Here is a 22272-nt window from a genome sequence, read left to right as displayed (position 1 = left end):
TCCCTTGGTCTGTATTCATCTTCGCCGATATATTATAGTGCTGCCAAAAATTCACGGAGAAAAACCATGAGGAAATGCACTACTTCAATCTTAGGTACTATTCTTTTTTTATCATCAATAAATTCTTACGCAGATGCCCAAAAAACCGTTCGAATTCCCCAACTATCAAATGAAAAAGTATCGGTCTGGACAACGGTAATTTATCCTAATAAAGAACACAGTTTAACAATGCATCGACATGAACAAGACCGAGTTGTTGTTGCTCTAGATAGTGGCTTACTCAAAGTGGTCAATAATAAAGGAAAAGAACATTTTTTAAAATTAGAAAAAGATAAGGCATATTATCTTAATAAAGATGTTCCCGGTGAACTCCACACCGATGAAAACATGAGTCAACACCCAATCCGGGTTGTTGTCATTGAATTGAAAAAATAAACGGTTTCGCAAAAAATGCGAAACCGTTCACAATGCCTTGTTTTATGATTTTTTTGCAAGATTTTTATTTTGAAAACGACAATGGTGACCGTGGTGAACAGGCAATAAAACACCCAATTTTTGATACGTTTGGAACTGGGTTTGTGTCCACAAAGTATTAATCTTCGCGTTCACCGCATTTCTTTTTTCCACCAAACGGGATATATCACTCCATTTTACATTAGGAGTGGCTAACTTACCTCTTATTTGCAGACTGAGCGCACGCTTTTCTTTCATTAAAGGAGCCATTTGCGCACGGAGGTTTTTCCTGATTTTTGCCAATTCAGAACGCTGTTCTGGAGTGAGTAACTTACCTACATGCTGGCGATACTGTCCCGTTTGATTGACAGAAGCTACTGTAGGCGTTGCTGAAGGTTGGGCTGTTGCAATAGAAGTACCTAAAACACCCAAGGCCAAGCTATTAATTAATAAAAAACGTTTCAAATTCATTTTATTTCTCCTATGAAGTTACCTTGTTAAGTGTAATCAGGCAATGTAATAGGAATATGACAAATGAACTGTTTATTGTAACAACACTGTTACAATGCTCAACATAGGACAGTTTATTGATATAATGTAGGAAGCATACCAACTTACGTCACCCCGACCACAGTGGGAGATGACGCGGTTGCACGCCAGCCACATTATTCTTATCAGGTGATTCATGAATACAAGAAAAAGTCACATATTGATTATTGATGATGACCAAGAAATTACGCACTTGATTAATGACTATTTAATCAAAAACGGTTTTCGAACCACTTGGACCTTGAATGGCTTAAACATCAAACAATTATTAAGAGAAAATAATTTTGATTTAATTATTTTAGATATTATGCTCCCGGGGATAGATGGACTTAATTTATGTCAAACAATTCGTCAATCCCATAGCATGCCTATTATTATGTTGAGCGCGGCGAACAGTATTGCTGATCGAGTGGCGGGATTAGAGCTCGGTGCAGATGATTATATTTCCAAACCTTTTAGTTCTCGTGAATTGCTCGCACGCATCAAAGCTCAATTAAGACGCACACAAGGCGAGCTAGAGCATGATCGTAAAAATCTTACTCCTTTACAACAAATTCATTTTGATAGTTGGATTCTCGATCGCAACACGCATTCGTTAATTGATAAAGAATCGGTTGCTATCCCTTTAAGCCAACGAGAATATGAATTGTTAGTTGTTTTTTTGGAACACCCTGGGCGCATTTTGAGCCGTGACCAATTAATGGATTTATTATATGACAAAGATTGCGACTCACAAGACAGAACCATTGATGTGCTTATTGGTCGTTTACGTAAAAAAATAGAGCTCGACCCACGTAATCCACGATTATTGTTAACGATTCGTGGTGGTGGCTATCAATTTAAAACCAAGGTTGACTTAGTATGAGTCAATTAACCAAAACAGCCAAAAAAACCTTAGTTGGATTAATACTAGGTAATTTATTAATCATTTTTTCACTCATGCAATTGGGGAAATATTATTATGAAAACATCCGCTCTCCATTGCCGCCTAAAGCCGTACGCTCATTGACTCATCTTGTGACCTTGTTACAGAAAAATCCGCAATCCATATGGCCTCTTATCCTAAGGAATCAAAGTATTTCCTGGGCGGAAATAACCCTATCACCCCAGCCTTTATACGATAAAAATGCACTACTCACTTTAAAAGCTCCCGTGCTCTTTAATTTAATAAAACAGAATAAAAAATTGGAATTTTCAGTTTTTATAAAGGAAAATAATTGGTTGAATATCAAAGTCATTTCCTTTTTTCCTAGACAAGCAAACTCCATAGTCAGCCTATTTGTTATCTTAATTGGCGCCTTGCTTTTTATTAATTATTGGGCAGTAAGAATGCTGAATCAACCAATACACACCTTAATTCAAAGTCTTCACTACAGTGAACATCAAGAAAATTGGTTACCCATCCCGCTCACTGGGAATCAGGATCAAAAAGCTATTTTTAAAAAAATTAATGATCTGCAGGAAAAAGTAAATAAGCTTTTAGCCAATCGAACCCGAGTAGTCACTGCGATTTCGCACGACTTACGCACCCCTTTAACTCGTTTAAAATTACGTGCCGAATATTTAGCAGAGGATCCCAATTACACTAAAATAATGGCCGACATCAACGAAATGGAACTGATGATCCGCGAGACTTTGGATTATTTCCGGGATGTGAATGTTGAAGAAAAACCCCAGCTCTTTGATTTAGTCGCTTTGCTTTCATCATTGAAGGATGACGCTGTCGAAATGAACTATGATGTTCGTTTTATCAGTGAAAGCTCGAAACTGGTTTATTACGGTACCGTCAATTTACTCAAACGGGCCTTTAATAATTTGATTAATAATGCGGTCCATTATGGCTATAAAGCCGTCATTCACCTAAATTGTTTGCAAAATAAGCTAGAAATTACAATTACCGATCAAGGCCCGGGATTACCAGAAGCCGATCTAGAACACGTTTTTTTACCTTTTTATCGAGGAGAAAATTCTCGTTCACGCAGTACAGGTGGCACCGGACTCGGATTAACCATAGCCAGAGAAATTATTCAAATGCATCAAGGTGATATCACATTGACAAATAATTTGCAGGGAGGGTTAAAAGTAATCATTACTTTACCCCTGAGGCCTTCTTAATGTAGAGAACTATGTAGGAGGCCAAAGATATAAATGTAGCCTACTCAAAGTTGAAGCTGAAAACAATTATTTAATCAGAATTTGATGCCGCAACTGTCTTGAAAATAAACATTCAAGACAGTTGCTAAGAGAGCGCTCATTGTCATACAACAAATCGCAGCCTTTAAAAGCAAGAACATTTTTTACGCCCCGTTGGTTCGGCCCACCTAAGTTTTTCCTGCAGTTCTGCAAGCTCTTCAGTTCTTACTTTATCAAGATGCATTAAGGCTTTCAAATCAATGTCTATGGCTTTTACTACCCTTAAAGGAGACAAGACATCAGGAGTGGAGCATCTGTCCGCAGCCACTCGTAGCAAAAAACATCTATCTGAGTTTTCATCAGTCCATGGAAACCAATATTTATACGGACCTCTTCTCATATCGTCAACATATAATTTTCGCGGCAAAGTCTCATCTTTAAATGTAGGGGTAGGGTAAAATGAACGATCAACGCGGCAATACTCATTCGCCACATGGACTGGTACATCACATTGTGCACGAACGACTGGAAGTTGATTTCTTTTTAAATTATTTAAGTTAAAGTCAAAGGCAAACTCATTCTGAAGATAATCCCTTAAATCTTTTAATGCATTTAGAAGTGGCGTGATGTCATAATGCTTTGAACCTTGAATAACGACCCCATGTCGTTCATAGGTCAATCCATTTTTTTCTATGGCTTCACAACGTTTGAGCATTGCCAATTTAGTCTCTCTATCCATATGTCGTTCCAGCATTCGACACATATGGGTGTCCTTTGCCCAATAGGCGTACTCATACGCCGTTATGTTTTTAAAGGTTCTACCCGAATAGTCTGTTATTGTACCGGGCTTCAGCTGCAACTCAGGATGCATATCGACTATCTTTTCTGCTTTATGTTGTTTGCCAGTTACCGTATTCCACAGCAACTGTGTGCTTAAATCACCAAGTCGTGTGGGTTGAAATAAAGTATGCATTCGTTTATGTGTCGCGACCAATGCGCTGATGGCTTTTTCTTCTTTGGCTCCATCCGTCTGGAGACGCAAGATTATTTCCTTAACAAGCTCTTCGGGAAGCTTATTAAAATAAGGAGTCCGACTCATCATATCAGAAAGTAAATAATAGAAACCCAACAGTTGTTTTTTAATTTTATTGGGTAAGGTGGAATCGGCATTGTTGTTAATCTGTTCGGCAGCAGTTTTAAAATGGGTATTAAGTGGTGAGCTTTCTATTTTTGATTCTGACATATCTCATAGGCTACAAGATTTAATTAATGCAGATTATACTGTATTTTCATCGATTTGGTCAAATTAAAGACAATTAACCAATGGATTTAAGCTGGGACTTCCTTGGATCTGGGTCAGACACAGAACCCTGTTTAATAAAAAATCCGGGTAATCTTTCATTCCATTTTATTTTATTTTATTTTATTTTATTTTATTAACTAAGATAGAGCCTTGGTCATAGCATTCAAGCGAAAACTGTCTTATCTAGTCTGAGATCGCTTTTATCTGTCCCCTAGTCATGGGGCTGCTGCGCAGGCTTCATTCTGTTACTACATTCGGGGTGCCGCGAGAATGTCGCGGCACTGAGTTAATCTAAACTTTAAATTAAATTTATCGAGCCTTCCAAACGAGTCTTAAGCAAGAAAAGAATCGCTTTTTTCTTCTCAGAAGCAAGATTATTTTCTTGAGCCCAATTCAAACAATATTCAACAAATGCAGTAAGCCTTTCTTGATCAGTTTGTGCCGCTTCATCATGAGCATGCATTTGTTGATAATTATTTTCCAATTCATTAGCAACCACATCCATCATTTTAGGATCAGGATTTTTGGTATTCTCTAACCCCTCTTGTTTGCTAATCGCGGTGATTTTTTCTAAAAGCTCATTCACTTGTTTTGCTGTCACTTCATTCGATGGAGCAGATTTTTTCGCTATCGCCTTAAAGTTATTTTGATTATTACTTTCCCAATACTCTCTATCTCCTTGGAAGGCAATAACAGTCATCAGCACACGAGAATCAATGTCTTTTTGCTTAAATAACGCTTTATTTGTAATATTAAAAGTCCAATCATTTTTCAGTCTAAAAAATGGTCGATATAAAGTTGCCATTTCTTTATCGGTTACTGGATCATAAATGGTAAAAGTAGTTCCCCAGAAGTTCATACTTGCCTTAGCCAATTTTGTGTACCCATCTGGACCATAGATATCGAAGGTTGGGAAAAAGGCAAATAGTTTTTCATCAGCCGCCCCGATAAAATTTTCAAAATTATCATAAACATCAAAATGAGCAGTCAGTGAAAAGAATTTTGAACGCGCATATGCCAATTTATTATCAAAAGGATCAAAAAATTCATAAGTCAGCAAAAGACTGAAAAATTTTCTATATAAAGTACCTAATTTTCGAGTTTTGGTTTCTATATCATAACTGGTGGTTAAACTGATCCAGTGTTCTTTGATGTACATCTCATCAGGGATTTCTGTATTGGAAAGGGCGAAACTGGTATTGATGCTTATAAATAATGAACATAAAATGGCAATTGCATTTCTCATAAAGACCTCATTCTTATTAATAAATATTCCTTAAATTAGGGGTCTGCATACTCTGATATTTCCCGTGGGATTGAGCAAATTAAAACAGTCCCTTTTTCTTTCAGCATGAATTGGAATGCACCCAAATTCATTCATGATAAAGAACAATGGCGATTATATTGATGTACTCTTAAGGGAGTATTAAGATAAACTCGAAATAAGAAAATAGGATTATCTTCTTATTTCGAGTTGGCTAATTAGAATGGAGCCAGTATGAAATACGGATAACATTCATTTAATGACCTTACGTTAATTTAGCGGGCAGGCTTTTAACATCAGGATTTTTTGAGTAAGCATCGAGAATTTCGTTAATTAGTTGTTCTACAATACTTTCTTTCAATTCATCCTCAATCAAACCCACTTTTTCTTTCATATTATTCAATCGAGTTTCTAACTCTTTGGCCACTGAACCATTGGGAAATAATGCTGCCAAAAGACGCCTTGCTTCTCCTGGGCCTAGATGGCGATACAAGTGGTTTCTCACTGTAGCATCCTCAGCTGTAGTACTAAAGGCCCATAATTCAACTGGGCCTAAAGTCAAGGTAAGCAGCTGTACGTTCACCCCACTCTTAGTGGCATACTGCGCCAGAAAAGTTCCTCCACCTTGCCGTGGACCATGTACTCGAGTACGTAAAGCTGCTTTTGCGGTATCCGATAGCCCAAATATGGCAGTAGTTTTTTCTATTGCCTGCGAGGGCCCTGCATCCATAATGTAAATCGCGGTAGCAAAATCGATCATTACCGGATCAAAGTCATCAACTGCTTGTGACAACAAGGCAATTTGTACTTTCCATTTACGCCCTTCACGCATATCAATAATAACTTGCTCACGCACCGCTGTAGATTTTGAAGTACGGTGAAACTCATCGTATACGATACGTTTATGATCTTCTCTAATTTCTTGCACTCGTTCTTTGTGATATTCCTTGTATTGTTCTGGAATATTATTGAGGCTTTCTTCAGTTAGATAATAGTGTCTTGCCAATACATAACGTGCCAGCATATACATGACAGCAGTTTGTCTGTCTGCGGCATCCCCTCCACTTTTAGCTACCTCATCAAGGTCTAGTGATACAACTCGCGCATCACCAATATCAAAACTGGTCACACGTGATAAAATTGGGTATTCACGAACTGCTGCAGAAATCATTCGCGAAAAAGCGTTAATTAATGATTCACCAGTTGGTGCTGTAATTCGTTCATAGAGATCTTCAATAGACGGAGTACGACAAATCGATGCGGCATCAGCCAATAAAGGCATTGCGTAACGTTGAGCCAACATCGCTTCATGCACAAAGCCTGCTGAATAAAGTGAATCGGTCACTTCCCACCAGGTTGATTTTGAATCACGAATAAACCCAATTTCTTCCAAAATGCTGTCGAGGAATTCCTCTACTCCAGGCGAATAGGGAGCTGGATTAAATTCATCAGCCAAACTTTTATATAGTTCATCAACCACCATACCTGCAAGATCGGGCATTCCATCGTAGGGTTTTTCTGCTCCCAGAGGAGTCGTTAACAAGGTAATAAAGTTAACTAAAAAGGCACGCTCTAATGCAGTAGGATAACGACATCCCAATTGGGTATCAAAAGGATTAATTGAGTATTCAGGAGTCATTCTTAAACGATGATAAGCCACGAGATGACGTTTTGATGCCGGGAGTGCTTCTTTCAGCAAAGAGATCAGTCCACTACTTGATGGTCCGATATCAATAATTGCAATACGGGGCAAACGTAACAAACCACCAGAGAGACATAGAGCAAGGTTAATCGCATTCGATAAAACGGATTTACCCGAACCTGGTCGCGCATAAACTAAATCAATCCACGTAGTTTGCTCTGTAGAGCCTGGCTGGAAGGGCCAAGGCTTACCATCGGGCGTTCTAAAAAGTAATGCCCCTTTGAGCCAAGGTGATGCCGGACGGGTAATAGGCAGTATAGAAACCACCGAACTTAGTGGAGCAACTGTGGGCACAGCGGTACTGTTCAGCGTAGCCGCTAGCATGCCGGAAACAAAACCACCGAATGGATCACCACAAATCTCAGAAACGTCGGTTGAGCCCCAGCCCTCAATTGCTTTGACTAACTCAGAGCTGCGTTGCCGCAATAATGGCAATCGGTCTTCAGGTGCCCAAGTGGTTGCTACAACCCGCAAACGGACTATCGACTCATCGGTATTTAGTTGTATATATTTCAATAAATTGACCGAATCACTGATCAAACGATTTTGTGCTGAACTAAATGTTAAAATTGCAGCCAATAGGCCTTTAAGTTTAATCGTGGCAAGCCCTTCGCTTTCGATCAAAAAGGAAATTCTCCAAGGAATATGTGCTGGCAATATACGTGTAAATAACTGAATAAAGGGTCTAATGTCTTTAGGGAATAAATCAATGTAGGTTGATGAGTAAATCTTGTCCCCGACCCTAACTGTACGCAAATCTAATACTTCCGCATCACGGGGAAATACTTGTTTTGCTAATGAAGGCCATAATAAATCGGAAGGATCGCCTTCGAAAGAATTCACTTCCCTAACTGTAACCTTATCTCCAGGTAAACTTGCCCGCCAATCATCAGCAGTATAATCAGGATCAGAAGTCATCCGAATTGCGTGTATTGCATCATGAACTTCTAGTAATTTAGCGAAAATATGAAGCGAGTCGAGATCATTCATTACGGAACGAACATACGCATCATGAGTATCACGTAATTCAGGAATGGCTGCATAGATAGTTTGGCTGTTTTTAAAAGGAGGAGCCTTCATATCTTTGATCATCTTAAATTTTGCTTTGGATGCAGCCTTTAATTGCTCCGAGGGTAAATTGAATGGCCGGGTTATCAGTACAAAATAGACACGCTCTTCTGCACAATACTGAGCCATATAGTTGATTCGTTCTTCAAACAAGTCGGTTAAATTCAGTTCAAGTCGTTTTGCCGTTGCTGTGGCAGGTTCATAGGTGTCTTGAATCAATTTCCTTATGTTTTGTTTATCATGACTAAAATAAACCTGTAAGGCATGTCCTGGACGCCCCATTGCCCCTTGAAATGAGTTGGTTATTCCGGCAATCAAATTTTCAAACTCTGCCGCACCTACAAGGGCAGATACCCCTTCAACTTTCAAAATTGATATTAAAGAACCATCATGATTGACCAACACAGTTGGACTATCTGCAGTTTCTAATTCGATATAAGATTCTGTTGTTTGCTTGAGCGATGTACTTAGCCAGGCAAAGAAGGTATCTATTCCTTCAAAAAAAGATTCTGACCAATGCGCCATTCCCTAACCTCACATTTAACTTGAAATTTCTTCTAGTGCACTCGCAGCCCATTTTTCAATTTGTTTGCGGAATTTGGCTCTTGAAGGCAATAGAAGTATGTTTTTAAATAATTGAGCTCTTCTCTCTTCGTCACTTACACCTGCATCAATCATTAACTGACCAAATATTGCAGGGTCACTCGTTCCTTCGCCAAATTTTTCCTCTACAAGTTGTGAGCGAAATTTGAATGCTCGATAAATATTCTGTGCACTCGATTTATAACCCGTATCATTTGTTATCGCACAAAACAACACATGGCATGTGCTATTTAATTCAGCTTGGGTAAGTTCGGGAAGATAAATTAGTGTACCCCCACCGTAACCACCAACGCCTACCGATTCAATAAAAAAGCACTGCGCACAGAAACAACAAGAAGTCACCAAATTTTCTAACTTGTTGTTCGCATAATTATTATCAAGATTAACTACTTCTTGAAATAAACGTGCTTGGAATCCACAAAATCTACAGGTATATCTATCTCTTTGAAAAACTTTTTGCTCAAACGCTTTAAATCGTTCGTCAACCTTTCTAGCAGAATATAAACGCCATGATCCAGGCGTAGCCATTAATTTTAATTTGTTTTGTTCTTGATTAACTGCCATATCCTCGGCTCACATTGAATAGAATAAACTTTATTGGCAATTATCCGTTTTAATACCCATTAAAAGATCCTCTTCCCCTAAGGGGGAGAGGATCAAAAATGAATTTTATCCTTATTATAAAAGCAACTGCTAAGTTATAGCCGGCACTTTCTTAATAAACTGTTCCAGTAGGACCAGCAGTTGTACCACCGCTACCTCCGAACATTGTTGCTCCAGTTACCCCTAAAATTGAAGGTAGGAACAATAAGGCCGCAGCGATAAAAACCAATGCAATTGGAGTACCTATTGGAATTTGGGTTGGGTTATCTTTGTGCTGTTTAAATTTCATAATAGCACCGATTGAAAATCCCAATCCAGCCAGATAAGAACCTGCAGTGATCAATTTGGTCAAGTTTGTAAATGACCCAGTAATGTTTGATGCCATCTGCCCTACGGATATTCCCGTCCCGGCAGCTGCCGCAGCATCTTGACTTACTAAAGCCAGTAAACTTAAGCAAATGAAACTGCTTAACCAATATTTGTAATTAGATTTGCTAATGAGTTTGCTCTTCACCATTTTCTCCTCAAATTTAAAATTACTAAAACTAATTGAATCAAAAAAATCGTACCTTCGGTTTGTTACGATGCCCCATATAAAGTATTGTTGATCATTTCTAGTGTACCTACGATGTTGATTGCTAATATTCCTCCAAACACATGAATTAAACCTTTTCCTGTCCCGCCTGGTGGTTGCCCTTGCGAAGCAGAACGTGCAATCAAAACCCATCCTCTTACGAAAGCGACTAAGCCAATGACCTGGATAATAATCGTTAAAGGTCTTCCAACGACACTTCCAGTACCGAACAAAGTATCAAGTGTCGGATTACTACTACTCACCGGTGCATAAGAAAGAACATTTTGGTAACCAAAAGTTGTTACCATCATTGATGAAAAAGCCGTTGGAAAATAAATAAATATCGCACCAACTAATAAATACATCACTGGTTCTTTGATACTTGTATTATTCGACATCATCGTACGAGCCTCGCCATACACCTTTAAACTATAGATGGCTTTAAACAAAAAGGCACATCCAATCAGATATGCACCTCCTGTAATCAAGCGCTCTACAGGAATCAACGAATTTGCGATGTTAGTTAATATATTTACCTGACCCGATATCCAGCACGCTACCGATCCGCCTGTACATGTATCAGCCATACAAACCTCAACTATCTTCTTGACTAAACCTAATTACTCGCCCGGAACTTGTTAAAACTCGACCTTGCATGGAATCGATTAGTTTAACAGTACCATATCCTGCGATTTTTGTTCCTTCTCTTACTGTAAGTGTAGAACCATTTGTGCCAATTAGCCAAGCCCGACCCGGAATTACTGCATTTATATAGTAAATTATTTGTGGCGTTAGGGTACGAACACGAACAACGCGCTTAACAGGCTTAGGTTTTGTTCGTTCCATTAACACATTAATTACTTCGGATTGCTTCACCACTTGCGTATTTAAATCAGCAATCATCTGATTGAGTTTTGTAATTTGAGCATTTAACGCATTGACATTATTATTGACATTCCCTACCTGCTGGCTCATTGAGCTGACTTCAGATTGAACCGTTTGCTGACTTGCTTCAATAGAGGCAACCTTTTGTTGTAAGGCTGAATTATTTTCTTGCGTAACCTGAGGTTGCGGTTGTGGCTGAACAGGTTCTGGTGGAATTACAGTTTGGGTAACCTGAGGTTGTGGTTGCGGTTGTGGTGAAGGAGTAATTTCCGCGATAGGAGCAGGATTTACATTCTCCTTAGGGGTAGTCGGAGTAGTTTTGGAGAACATCCCTCCGATAAATTTATACATCAACATAACAAAAACAATGATACCCACTGTAATTAAAGCATTACGCTTAACATTCTTTCCAGGCTCCATTCCTCCTGGTCTTGCAGGAGTAGAACTTTTGGTATCAAACTCTGAGGTCTCCAGAGGTTCATTCTCAAGAGAGTCTAACTCAGCGAACTTATACTCATCATTTTGATCATTATCTGCCATTTTTACCTGCCATCAAATTAAAAAGATTTCACATCCTGAGTAAATAAAACTCCTACTGGGGTTCCTGAATAGACCTCAACAGTTGTAGGTGTATTAAATAATACTTGTGCTTGCTGCCCCCAAGTCTTACCAACAGTTGCTAAGCCAATTACAGCATTTTCCAGGGTAGAACGGCCAACACCATTAGATACGGTTACGTTATTGCCGCCACCTGTTCCACCAATAGTAACTGTTGTATTAGCAGACTGGAATGCATTACCAAAACCCTCTAAAAATGAAGAAGCAAATAATGAACCGTATCTCAACAAGTAATGATGATTGGTTTTACTGGAAAGAGCGGTTCTTGCAGTATTGGGATCAATTGCGTATGCAGAAATTGGAATTGTTTTGGGTGCACCTGGAATTGACATGGTATTAAACGTAATAACCATTTTGTTTGCATTCGAAGGTAAATTAAAGCTACCAATTAATTTGGCTCCTTTAAGTCTTCCTGAAACAATGCTTGCAAGAATAGGGCCTGGTTCATCACTATTCACTGAAGTATCGATCACAGCGAAAAGCACATCTCCGGTTTTGATCATATTGACTTGAGTCACCGATGTATTAGTGGTTTCAGTCACAGTGGCTCCGCCAGGACCAGCCCCAGACGCTGCTGCTACAGCTGCTGCAGCGGGTTCTTTTTCTGCATCACCAGAGGTATAAGTCTGAGTTGGCACATTTTTCCATTCAGCAATTAATTGGTTTGCAGCCGCTAACATATCTGAACTTTTTTGTTGAATTTTTTGCTGATATTTTTGTTCTGCTTGTTGCTGATTTTGTCTATTTATAATCGCCTGCAACTGTTGGTTACTGGCAGCAGATCCTGGCATAACGGCTGTTCCTGCTGACCCTTGGCCTAGAGTTGGTACTCCTCCGATATTAAATGTACCGGGTTGTAAATTGGGAGCCCCCAAACCTGCTACCTGGGCCCCTTCGGGAGCAACGGCCAAGTTTTGTAATTCAGCAGGACTGAATCCAGCATTCTTTAAATCAGCGGCATTATATCCGGCATCAGCCAAATCTTTGGCACTAAAACCTGCTGCTTTCATTTCTGCTGCTGTAAATCCCGCATCCTTTAAATCTTTAGCACTAAAACCCGCTGCTTTTAAATCCTTAGCACTAAAACCTGCATCTTTTAGGTCCTTAGCACTAAAGCCTGCATCTTTTAGGTCCTTAGCACTAAAGCCCGCATCTTTTAGGTCTTTAGCACTAAAGCCCGCATCTTTTAGGTCTTTAGCACTAAAGCCCGCATCTTTTAATTCCTTAGCACTAAAGCCCGCATCTTTTAGGTCCTTAGCACTAAAGCCCGCATCTTTTAGGTCTTTAGCACTAAAGCCTGCATCTTTTAAGTCTTTAGCACTAAAACCCGCATCTTTTAATTCTTTTGCAGTAAACCCCGCGTCTTTTAAATCCTTGGCGCTAAAGCCCGCTGCTTTTAATTCAGCAGCTGTAAACCCCGCGTCTTTTAGCTCTTTTGCTGTATAACCAGCATCTTTTAATGCCTTTGCAGAACACCCTAGTGTTCTCTTGATAGTCAAAGCACTAACCCCTGCAGCTCTCGCTTTTTTCAATGATTCAACACTACAATCAGCGACACGTCCGCTTGCAATAGCATCTGCTGGAGTCAATCCTGCATTTTGCAAATCCTTGGGAGTAAATCCTGCAGCCAGAAGCTGTGCGGGGGTAAATCCTGCATCAAGTAATGATTTCGCATCATAACCTGCATTTTTTAATGCTTCAGCGCTACATCCATTTAATTCTTTGATTCGTTTGGCAGAAACACCTGCTGCAAAAAGTTTTTTCAGGTTATCCGGATTACAGCCCGCAGCTTTGATTTGTTCATCCGTCAAAGGAGTTGCCGCGCTAATTTGCGCTGGAGTGAAACCGGCATTAGCGAGTTCTGCATCAGTAAAGCCAGCCGCTTTTAATGCTTGTGCACTACATCCAGCATATTTTTTAATCAGAGTTGCGCTAACTCCTGCTGCTCTTTCCTTTTTTAACACGTCAACATCACAGCCCGCCTTTTTTACATCATCCGGAGTAATACCTGGCGGAAGTTCAGCCTCTGCAGCTTTTATATCGGCCGCAGAATAGCCTGCTTTGGCGAGATCCTCGGGTGTAAACCCAGCATTTAGTAGATCCCTTGCACTAAATCCTGCCGCTTTTAATTCCTCTGGAGTAAAACCGGCTCGCTTTAAATCAGCGGCGCTAAATCCTGCATCACGTAATTCTTTAGCAGTAAATCCGGCCGCTTTTAGTTGCTCTGCAGAGCATCCGCTAATTCTTCGAATTGCTGAAGCTGTAACTCCAGCTTTACGTAACTTAGTCAATGCTTCGACATTACATCCCGCTTTTAATACATCTGCGGCGGTCATTCCTGCCGGTAAACCGCTGGCTCTTGCTATCTCCTCTGGGGTATATCCAGCGCCCTTCAATTCATCATCGGAAAAACCTGCATCTTTAAGTTCTTGAGCAGTAAAACCCGCATTACGTAATTCACACGCATTAAAACCACAATCCCTTAACCTTGAAGCAGTATATCCCGCATCTTTAAGTTGTCGTGCATTATATCCTGCCGCTTTTAATTCTTTACAGGGACATACTGGACTCAACTCTTTTAAAGAATAACCATTGTCTCTTAACTGAGCACAGCTGCATGCGTCCTTGAGATCAGCTAACTGAGCTCCTTGGCCTACAACTTGTTGGACAACAGTTTTTGAACAACCACCGTTTTGTAATGTTTGCAGCCAAAGACTTTTTTGAGCTCCTTCTTCATTTTCACGTGCCAGTGTCGCAAATCCTACACCACTTTGCCCACCTTGAGAGCCGATCACTCCAACCCCCTCTCCCAGGGCTTGAGTGCGGATAATTGTTGGAATAGCACTCCCCCCAGTTTGCTCCGCTTTTTGTGCTTGGTTAATATTTTGCTCTTCCTGCAATTTGGCATATTGAGCTGTTGGGTTAAGAACACCAGGAATAGACTGTATGGCTCCGGGAGCATGTCCAAGAGTCGCCTCCGCCGCAGGTCCAGTACCTATTGATTTTAATTTTATATACCCTATCACTACAGCCATCAGTAATAATACTACTGTAAATATGATAATAACTCGGGTACGAGTGTTTGAAAAAAGTGATTTAATATTTTCTTTTCTGCCAGCCATTTATAACCCTTCTACCTTGAGCTGCATGACCTTCCCATGCCAGGAAACCAGTAACACCGGAGATTTGTGCATTTCATAAGCATGCGTCCCATCTGCGCTGGTCATACTTGCCAACCAGCCCGGTGATAATATCGTAAGATTTGTTCTAACATACATTCGATCATTAACTAACCAAGCACGTGCATCTCCTCCAGTAATACCCAGTCGTTTACTTCCAGGAGGTGGCACCCCATCTAATACATGCAGAAGTAATTCACTTGCTGAGGGTGGAATTCCCGTTTCTAATGGCATCGTTTTAGCATTCGGACCAAAACCTTGGACACGCAAGTCAACTCGATAATCAACAGCTTTTTGTCCTGGTATCAGCGTGAGCATTACTGGGGTATTTAAACCTCTCAGACGTACAGCCAAATTACCATAATTGTATAATTTCAATGCTTGAATCATTATGGTGTTGCTTGTTTTATCCCACTGAATATTGAATGAATTAGGGTCTCCCAAATCATAAGCGGCAATAGGCCATGGAGCTCCGGATGAATCAAGAAAAACTAATGAAGAAACAAACCCCTGTGCTAAACGAATAACAGGTGGAGTGGAGCCTGGAGACAAATTAACAAATTGAGAAGTTGCTGTAGGTTTTGGTGGTGTGCCTACAGGTGAAGCTTTAGCATACTCCATGGTTTCACTTAATTGTTTTAAATGAACCACTTGCTCTGTATTCATTGGATAGATGGTTCGAGTCATATCTTTAAAGGCCTTATTCTCAATGACTTCTTCATCACTTTCACTTACGATCTGCGCTGTATTTTGATTCCCAGGATTTGCAGCAGGAGATTCAGGCCTTTGGGGTGCGCTATAAATATTCCCAGCAAGAGGAATAGGAATATTTGGCCCCTGTTGTGCTGCAGGCGGATTTTGTGCCGGAGTTGGATTGTTTGCTGCTTGAGCTGGCCCCGCAGGGGGAATTTGTCCTGGTGGTTGATTTTGTGCTGCTGGCTGATTTTGTGATAAGCGCTGTTGCAATAAACGTAACTGCTGTAAGGCTTGCTGAGCACTATCTGTTGACTGATCCTGCGCGTACGTAGGATCAGGCAACGAATAGACAATGCCATACAACAAACAAAACTTTAAAAACCAGTTCAGCTTTTTCATTAAGACACTCCACCTGTGGCAGGTCCTACAACAAATTGCGATATACCTATTCCTCTAGGCGAATTTAAAGTAGAAACACGAGTAATTAACATAGTAACCACATTATTTTGTTGAGTAAACTCACTGGCACTCTGATAGGTTACTAATATAGGCATTTGTACTCGCCATGAAAAGTTTCCATTCAACACACCCTTTTGCAAAATAATCGGGGCTCGTGTTGCCACTGCTGAAACAATCAATTTTTTGGCCTTTACTGCATCCAGGTTGTTTGATTGTTGTAAAGCGCTTAAAAATTGGTCCCAACCCTCGGGGGTAAAGAATCCAGACGAAGCCTGTAATTCGTCCCGATAGTTAACAAAATTGTAAGTAAAGGCGGCAATAGCAGCCTGATTCGCCCATTGCAATACAGCAGAATCCGATTGGTTCGGTTCATTTAAGGGGAAAAGCGGTGTGATTCGACCATTAATGCTGGTTGCAAAATATTTAGGGGCTGGCGGATGTGTAATCATGTACACTACTAGCGCAGCTAAAACAATATTGATGATGAGAGCAATTAACAACGCAAGCATTACCTTACGTTGGCTGTCCTTATAAAATTTGTTTCTCAGTGCGACAACTGTCAAGGAATCTTCAGCCATAATATCCTCTATTTATTGCTTATTGTGGTATCAGTTTATCCTCATTTTCCGCGGGCGGATCAGGAGGAAGTAACGCGTTCGATGAATAATTTGGAGCCAAAAGAGGCTGCAATTGAATGGGAGGTGCTACGCCACTCGTTGCATAATAATCCCTTTCAGGCTCTGTTAAATGAATGTAAGCGATTAAAACGCAAAAAATGCAATTCAATATTAGAGAAAAAATCAACGCAATTAACCCGCGTCTGAATGAGTTAACATAGAAATTCTTACTTTTTTTTATCAAATACCATGTTTCTCGACTCATTATTTCCCCTACGCCACAGCTCGCCTGAAAGTAATTTCTACCCTGGCGTTTACTGAATTGTCACCACCTTGAGTGAATGAAATAATAGGTTTATCACTACCTAATCCCTGTGTAAAGATAAAACGACTATCTACCCCCTGGGACCATAGGTAATCACTAATAACTCTAGATCTGGCTAAAGTTAATGCATGCTCTCTTTGTGGCGATACATATTTGTTGCTGTAACTGGCTATATTAATTGCAATCTTGCGAAATTGTTTCAGGAACACAACAATTTCATTCAACAAAGGATAAGACTTCCATTTCAGGCGTGGGGTTTCTGGTTCAAATAAGTAACTGGCTGGAATACTAATCATATAATCCTGGCCTATTGTAATTACTTTGACCCCCTTCTTATTTAATTTTTTAGCCAGCTTCATAATGGTGGCATCACAGGCACCAAGAACCTTACATGGATATTTGGGTTCATCTTTTTCTAACGCCCAATAGTCACCCTTGCAGGCATTTAACATTAACAAGGCAATTAAACCCACAGCCCGAATTAGATTAATACGCACCGGTCTCACTCACTATCCTCATAGTTTAAAATAATTATTTTAAAATGATTCTGACTGTAGTCCTTTTGTGTGTTCCATTTTCAAAGAAAAACATACAAATCATTACGTTACAATGAATTCAATAAAATAGCTATTTTTTTAAAAATTTATTTATTTTTTTACACTTACTTGAGTAAAAACATGGCGCTAAGGATTATTTTTTTGCAACAATAAAAAAGAAAATTGACTTCATTCACAACCTTTCTTTAGTGTGAAAAAGAGAGATGGAGTGCAGAACCAGTAAGAATACCCCAACTCATGGAGATCTGAACCGATACAGGTCAACGAGGTCTAATCAATAAATGGCTTCGGTATAAAAGAGAGAACAGTGCCTGATACTGTAAAGCGAAAAACATAAGGTAAGAACTCACAGGATCAATTTTTCAGTAATCAATCACCATGTGCCTACCTTAGCTACATTAGCTCACTATTCTTCAGCTTTTTTATTTGCATTTTCACGTTCAGTAGCAATTTTCGCTGATAAAGTTCTTACTATGCCAGTTAACTCATCTGGAGCAATAACATCTCGTTCTTCCGGAGGATAGCTCGTTGCCAATTGGAAATCCTTAATCAGTTCATTCGCAACCGTACCCGCATATTTATCCTTCGCACCAGACAAGCGTTCAATATTCATCATTTGATTGCGTGTTTCATTAATGGGCAGTAAAGGCTCAGAGAATGTAGCCTTATCACTCACTAAGATTGGAGGAGCACCTGGATTTTCTCTTAAACCACTGAATATTGTTAATGCACCCTCGACTTCTTCCTCAATCAAATCTTCAACGGGTTCTGGTTCATTATGACCATGAAACGCAATTAAAGCCGAGACGCCTCTCTCAATGGGCTCTTCGATAGGTGATTCGCGTAACAACTTGGAAATCAGGGTAATTTCCTCATTTTCCACAGTCTTATTAATTGACAAATCGCCACTCTCCAAGATGGCCTGGAATGAGACTAATTGCTTTTGTAGTCTCATTAAATAATCGTCTGGAGGCGCTTCTACCTTTAAAAATTGATTTAATTTTAACTGCTTAACCGGTTTAGGATTCGCATAAAACATTCGAGCACGGACAATTTTTGACTTGAAGAATATATGTGCCTCACCTTCTGTTTGCTCTTTTAAATCCAATAGATCAACACGAGCCCGCTTTTCAAATGAAGAACTTTTACTGTCCATGTAAGTATTTGCAATACTGGTGTCTTTGGCTTGGAATGAATCCACTTTGGTTACATAAGCCTCGCCAGCTGTTTTAGTGAAGAAATCCCAGGTTTCAGTTGGGTCTTCCAATTTCATACATATTTTAATGTTTGTGTTTGCACCGATAGATGCAGCCTCTTCTTTAGATGCCTTTTGGAATGCTGGTAAATCTTGTCCTGCAAAAATTGCGGAGAATCCCAAAGAACGCGCTTGTGCAGGCACCACTGCAAACCCTTGAACAGCATAATATCCATACTCATCAAGGATACACATATAAGGAGTCGGCGCATTAGTTGGTTTTCTCAAGATTACGTCTCGATAATCCCCTTCAACGTCTTCTCCCAAACCTGCAGCCATCATCGCTTTTAAAGAAGAGACAATAATCTTCCCTAAGTTGGATAACTCGTCCGGAGATTTTTCCAAAGCGGGCAATAGTACAACGAGAATTCTTCGATTCAATACCACGTCCTTGAAATCTACCTCTGCAAGATTGGTACGAACAATATGTCCATAAGTATCGGCCAAAGATGAAAACGCTCTTACCAACTGCATGGTAATAAAACCATGTTGCTCGAGGACCTGTGATACTTGCTTGCCTTTTTTCTCTTTATTATACCCTGGCAAAGTACCTAAGTAGTTACGTAATGGGTCGGTAACTAATTTTGGAATTTGTTCGATATTGACACTTTCCTGATTATCTCTGGGGAAGATTTTATCAACGACTATAGTTTCTAATCGGGTTAAATCAAAGTAGTTACGGATGGTATCAGCATCCAAAAGTATCGCACCCTCATCACGCATATAAACCAAAAGACGCATTAAGGCCTCGACGAAGGCAATCGCACGGCCTTTCCACATATCCCCATCTCCGCCTCCTTTTGAGTCGCCCATCAAACTGACAACAAGTTGGGTTAACATGCTGGAGGACCCTTGAGAGAAAGGGTTAAACGTATTCGACAGTCTTTTTTCTTGTGGACCAATAATATCTCGTGCACCTGTCATGAAGTTAATCAGCAGTAAATCATCCTCGCGTCCCATGCTTCGAACCATGGAAAAAACTTTAGCATAGAGCGAGTTATCTCCTTTTCCATCGACATAAATGAAACCACTGCCTTGTACTAAAGCATTAAAAGCCAGTGAGACCAAACATTCTGTTTTACCGCTACCGGTGGAGCCGAAAATTAACGCGTGAGTACGCATGTCATCATTAGCAAACCATAATTCATGTCCCGTTTTACGATCGTTTCCAAAAAACGCGATCCCTCGAGCTATATTGGGTTTATTCACACCCGGCTTCATGTCATTATAATCTTTGACTCGAGAAATTTGAGGGAGACGGAAAGGCAGTTTTTGTTTTCGTGTATAGCTGTATAGAAAGCAGGCACCGCCTACTAGCATGAGTAAGGTTGCTGCTTCCGAGAAATAATACGCCATGGCTGACAAAGTAAACAGAACAATCGAAATGTTCGTAGGATCTGAAAAGAAATCCCCCACCCGTTGGCCAAAAGTCCGTGTATCCCTAAGTAGGAGGGTGGGATCTAACTCATGACGTGATTCAATACCGCGCATCATGGCTCTAACTCCTGCATTTGTCGAGGGGTTAACTTAACTTCTTTTATGGCAATTTCCAAGGCTTTAATTGCTTCATCAACCATAGGCACTAAAGAACGACGGCCCATTTCCTTCTCCGCTTTCCAATGAGAGAAAGCGCCTGCAACCTCTGTAAAGGGAGTTTGTCTACCAACACAATTGAGCATGTACCATAAACGCCTATCAACGGGTCTTAACCATAAAAACTCAGAACTCGGAACAACCCCATCATCCCGAGACTTCTCAAGTAATGATGCCATTACAGTTAAAGTATAGGCATGTTTTGCAACAACTTCCTGGATAATTTCTGTATTTTTATATTTTTCTATTGTGGGTCTGGCAACTGAATAATCGGGCTTACCTGCCACATAAGTTCTATCTAACACCGCTAAGATATTGTTTGCAGCATCTCTATCCCGATTGATACGTGCAATAAAAACAGCAGCTAATGCATAAGCTTGTGGCGAGCAATGCTCAAATCCATCCCAATAAGGGCCTAATTGTAAAGTAAAAACTCGTTTTGCATCGCCTCTTCGGATTCCTGCCGTCATCTCCTGACCAGGTACAGGATTGTCTAACAGAACATCTTCTTTTTTTAATAGATTGTATTTACGTGCAAACTCCATTGGAGTCAAAGCCATAGCCCAAGGACCTTTATTTATATCTTGAGCGACTAAATCTTCTTTGACTATAGGCATAATCGCGGGCCAGTTAAATTGCTCTTGCTCCCGTAATTTTTTCATATCGTAAATTTTGCGGAATTTTAACGTGATGTTTGATTGATACAGAAACACCGCTAAAACAAGGAGGACAAGAACTACGGGATAGCGCATGAAATCGCCAACAGCTCGCGTCGTTTCTACCAGTTGATCCCAGTTTACCGCATTGGGATCTATTGTTTGCATGATCTGAATTAAGCTTGCCAACTGATCATTATGAACAAAAAAGTTAACGAGTTTTGCTTGCCAAATATTAATTTGAAAAACAACCATCACAATATACTGATGTCCCATTTTCCAAATAAGAAACACTGTAATAAACACGAGTACCATGACCCATATTGGACCCATGCCACTATCTTGACCTTGTTGTTGCGGTTGTTGTGCCATTAGTGATTACTTCATAGTTTATTTCTTTATAAGTATATACCGCTCCAGGATAATTTTGCGAGCGATTCATAAGCATATGGGTTCTTTATATAACCGCAGGGAAACATATTAAATCTCACGATTCTTTAGTCAAGCGACCCCGTGAATATTTATAAATACCGCTGATATGAACAAACTGCGTGATATTCTCTAAGTCTAAAGATCTATCTTTTAATGTTAATAAAGGACTTCCTAACCTATCGTATAAAATCTTATCTGGAGCAAGAGGAATAATATCCGTTTTATTGATATAGATACCTACATAAGCCTCATTCTGTTTGTTTTCTTTTGATTTGATGAGTGCTTTTACCTGGTCTTCCTGTTCGTAGATGGGGCGAGAAATCATTTGACGTGGTAAATTAAAAATTATTCTTTCCCAAGATTGTAGGTTAGAACCATCCGAAGTATATAAAGAAATAAAAACTTCTTGCTGATTACCTCTAAGAGCAAGGCGATTGGCTAGATTAGTATCCGATTGAATTTGAGCTTGGCTGCGCGCATTAATTTTTTTGGAAAAATTATCGCGAATTCCGACTAAACGATTACCAATTGACCGTAGAAAATTCGACTTATCCCAGGGCCCATTTTGAATTGCATAATCCAATGCTTTAAGAATCGCATCATTATGCTCTTTTGTGAACTTTTCTTTTGTCATAAAACCAGATGTATGTTTAAAAGAGAAATCAATGCAGTATTATGGAGTATAACAGTAATTTCGATTATATAAACAAGATAAAATCCACAAAGGAAAATGAAATCCTTTGTGGAC

19 protein-coding genes are annotated in these 22272 nt (G+C 39.8%); 3 read left to right on the top strand and 16 right to left on the bottom strand.

The features are described from left to right. The first annotated feature begins 66 nt into the window (after positions 1-66). A complete protein-coding gene (locus ACF8MK_RS08310; protein ID WP_392538898.1) occupies positions 67-435 on the top strand; it encodes a hypothetical protein in 369 nt (122 codons plus the stop codon). A 42-nt stretch (positions 436-477) separates the two neighbouring features. Here the strand turns inward: ACF8MK_RS08310 and ACF8MK_RS08305 are convergent, their stop codons facing one another. Continuing rightward, positions 478-924: a hypothetical protein gene (locus ACF8MK_RS08305; RefSeq protein WP_265703343.1), complete on the bottom strand. Its 447-nt coding sequence runs from the start codon at positions 922-924 to the stop codon at positions 478-480. A gap of 214 nt (positions 925-1138) precedes the next feature. Here ACF8MK_RS08305 and ACF8MK_RS08300 point away from each other — a divergent pair, with 214 nt between their 5' ends. Further along, positions 1139-1867, top strand: coding sequence for a response regulator transcription factor (locus ACF8MK_RS08300; RefSeq protein ID WP_265703342.1), 729 nt, complete (start codon positions 1139-1141; stop codon positions 1865-1867). After that, positions 1864-3117, top strand: coding sequence for a sensor histidine kinase (locus ACF8MK_RS08295; protein WP_392538897.1), 1254 nt, complete (start codon positions 1864-1866; stop codon positions 3115-3117). Before ACF8MK_RS08300 ends, ACF8MK_RS08295 begins: the two co-directional genes overlap by 4 nt. Before the next feature lie 163 nt (positions 3118-3280). On the opposite strand, the gene ACF8MK_RS08290 is transcribed toward ACF8MK_RS08295, so the two are convergent. The 15 genes from ACF8MK_RS08290 to icmQ all read right to left on the bottom strand — a co-directional run bounded on the left by ACF8MK_RS08290 (position 3281) and on the right by icmQ (position 22158). Further along, positions 3281-4378, bottom strand: a complete 1098-nt coding sequence (locus ACF8MK_RS08290) for a hypothetical protein (RefSeq protein ID WP_392538896.1) — start codon at positions 4376-4378, stop codon at positions 3281-3283. 358 nt (positions 4379-4736) lie between these two features. Then, positions 4737-5684 (bottom strand): hypothetical protein, encoded by a 948-nt coding sequence (locus ACF8MK_RS08285; protein WP_392538895.1) that lies wholly within the window; start codon positions 5682-5684, stop codon positions 4737-4739. 283 nt (positions 5685-5967) lie between these two features. Beyond that, entirely contained in the window at positions 5968-8997 is a 3030-nt protein-coding gene (locus ACF8MK_RS08280; protein WP_392538894.1) for a type IV secretion protein IcmB, read from the bottom strand. A gap of 15 nt (positions 8998-9012) precedes the next feature. Then, entirely contained in the window at positions 9013-9639 is a 627-nt protein-coding gene (gene icmJ / locus ACF8MK_RS08275) for a type IVB secretion system protein IcmJDotN (RefSeq protein WP_392538893.1), read from the bottom strand. 151 nt (positions 9640-9790) lie between these two features. Then, positions 9791-10195, bottom strand: coding sequence for a type IV secretion protein IcmD (locus tag ACF8MK_RS08270; RefSeq protein ID WP_392538892.1), 405 nt, complete (start codon positions 10193-10195; stop codon positions 9791-9793). A gap of 62 nt (positions 10196-10257) precedes the next feature. Then, a complete protein-coding gene (locus ACF8MK_RS08265) occupies positions 10258-10839 on the bottom strand; it encodes a type IV secretion protein IcmC (protein ID WP_265703336.1) in 582 nt (193 codons plus the stop codon). Between the two features lie 7 nt (positions 10840-10846). Continuing rightward, entirely contained in the window at positions 10847-11677 is an 831-nt protein-coding gene (gene icmG / locus ACF8MK_RS08260) for a type IVB secretion system protein IcmG/DotF (protein ID WP_392538891.1), read from the bottom strand. Positions 11678-11694: 17 nt separating this feature from the next. Further along, positions 11695-14877 carry a type IVB secretion system protein DotG/IcmE gene (gene dotG / locus ACF8MK_RS08255; protein ID WP_392538890.1) on the bottom strand — a complete coding sequence of 1061 codons (3183 nt, stop codon included), beginning with the start codon at positions 14875-14877 and terminating at the stop codon, positions 11695-11697. Then, the gene (locus tag ACF8MK_RS08250; protein WP_392538889.1) at positions 14878-16029 is read right to left on the bottom strand and encodes a DotH/IcmK family type IV secretion protein; all 1152 of its coding nucleotides are present in this window, start codon (positions 16027-16029) and stop codon (positions 14878-14880) included. After that, complete coding sequence (locus tag ACF8MK_RS08245; RefSeq protein WP_265703332.1) at positions 16029-16667, bottom strand: type IVB secretion system apparatus protein IcmL/DotI; 639 nt, start codon at positions 16665-16667, stop codon at positions 16029-16031. Before ACF8MK_RS08245 ends, ACF8MK_RS08250 begins: the two co-directional genes overlap by 1 nt. Positions 16668-16686: 19 nt before the next feature. Next, positions 16687-16971 (bottom strand): type IVB secretion system protein IcmM/DotJ, encoded by a 285-nt coding sequence (gene icmM, locus ACF8MK_RS08240; RefSeq protein ID WP_265703331.1) that lies wholly within the window; start codon positions 16969-16971, stop codon positions 16687-16689. A gap of 8 nt (positions 16972-16979) precedes the next feature. Then, complete coding sequence (gene icmN, locus ACF8MK_RS08235) at positions 16980-17537, bottom strand: type IVB secretion system protein IcmN/DotK (RefSeq protein ID WP_265703330.1); 558 nt, start codon at positions 17535-17537, stop codon at positions 16980-16982. A 457-nt stretch (positions 17538-17994) separates the two neighbouring features. After that, complete coding sequence (locus tag ACF8MK_RS08230; protein ID WP_265703329.1) at positions 17995-20337, bottom strand: TraM recognition domain-containing protein; 2343 nt, start codon at positions 20335-20337, stop codon at positions 17995-17997. Continuing rightward, entirely contained in the window at positions 20334-21464 is a 1131-nt protein-coding gene (gene icmP / locus ACF8MK_RS08225) for a type IVB secretion system coupling complex protein DotM/IcmP (RefSeq protein WP_392538888.1), read from the bottom strand. The genes ACF8MK_RS08230 and icmP overlap by 4 nt, the downstream gene beginning before the upstream one ends. A gap of 115 nt (positions 21465-21579) precedes the next feature. Beyond that, the gene (gene icmQ / locus ACF8MK_RS08220; RefSeq protein WP_265703327.1) at positions 21580-22158 is read right to left on the bottom strand and encodes a Dot/Icm secretion system protein IcmQ; all 579 of its coding nucleotides are present in this window, start codon (positions 22156-22158) and stop codon (positions 21580-21582) included. Between the last annotated feature and the right edge of the window lie 114 nt (positions 22159-22272).

It is taken from the genome of Legionella sp. 227 (genome assembly GCF_043161935.1).
Taxonomy (GTDB): domain Bacteria; phylum Pseudomonadota; class Gammaproteobacteria; order Legionellales; family Legionellaceae; genus Legionella; species Legionella sheltonii.
This window is presented reverse-complemented; position numbering and strand designations above follow the sequence as displayed.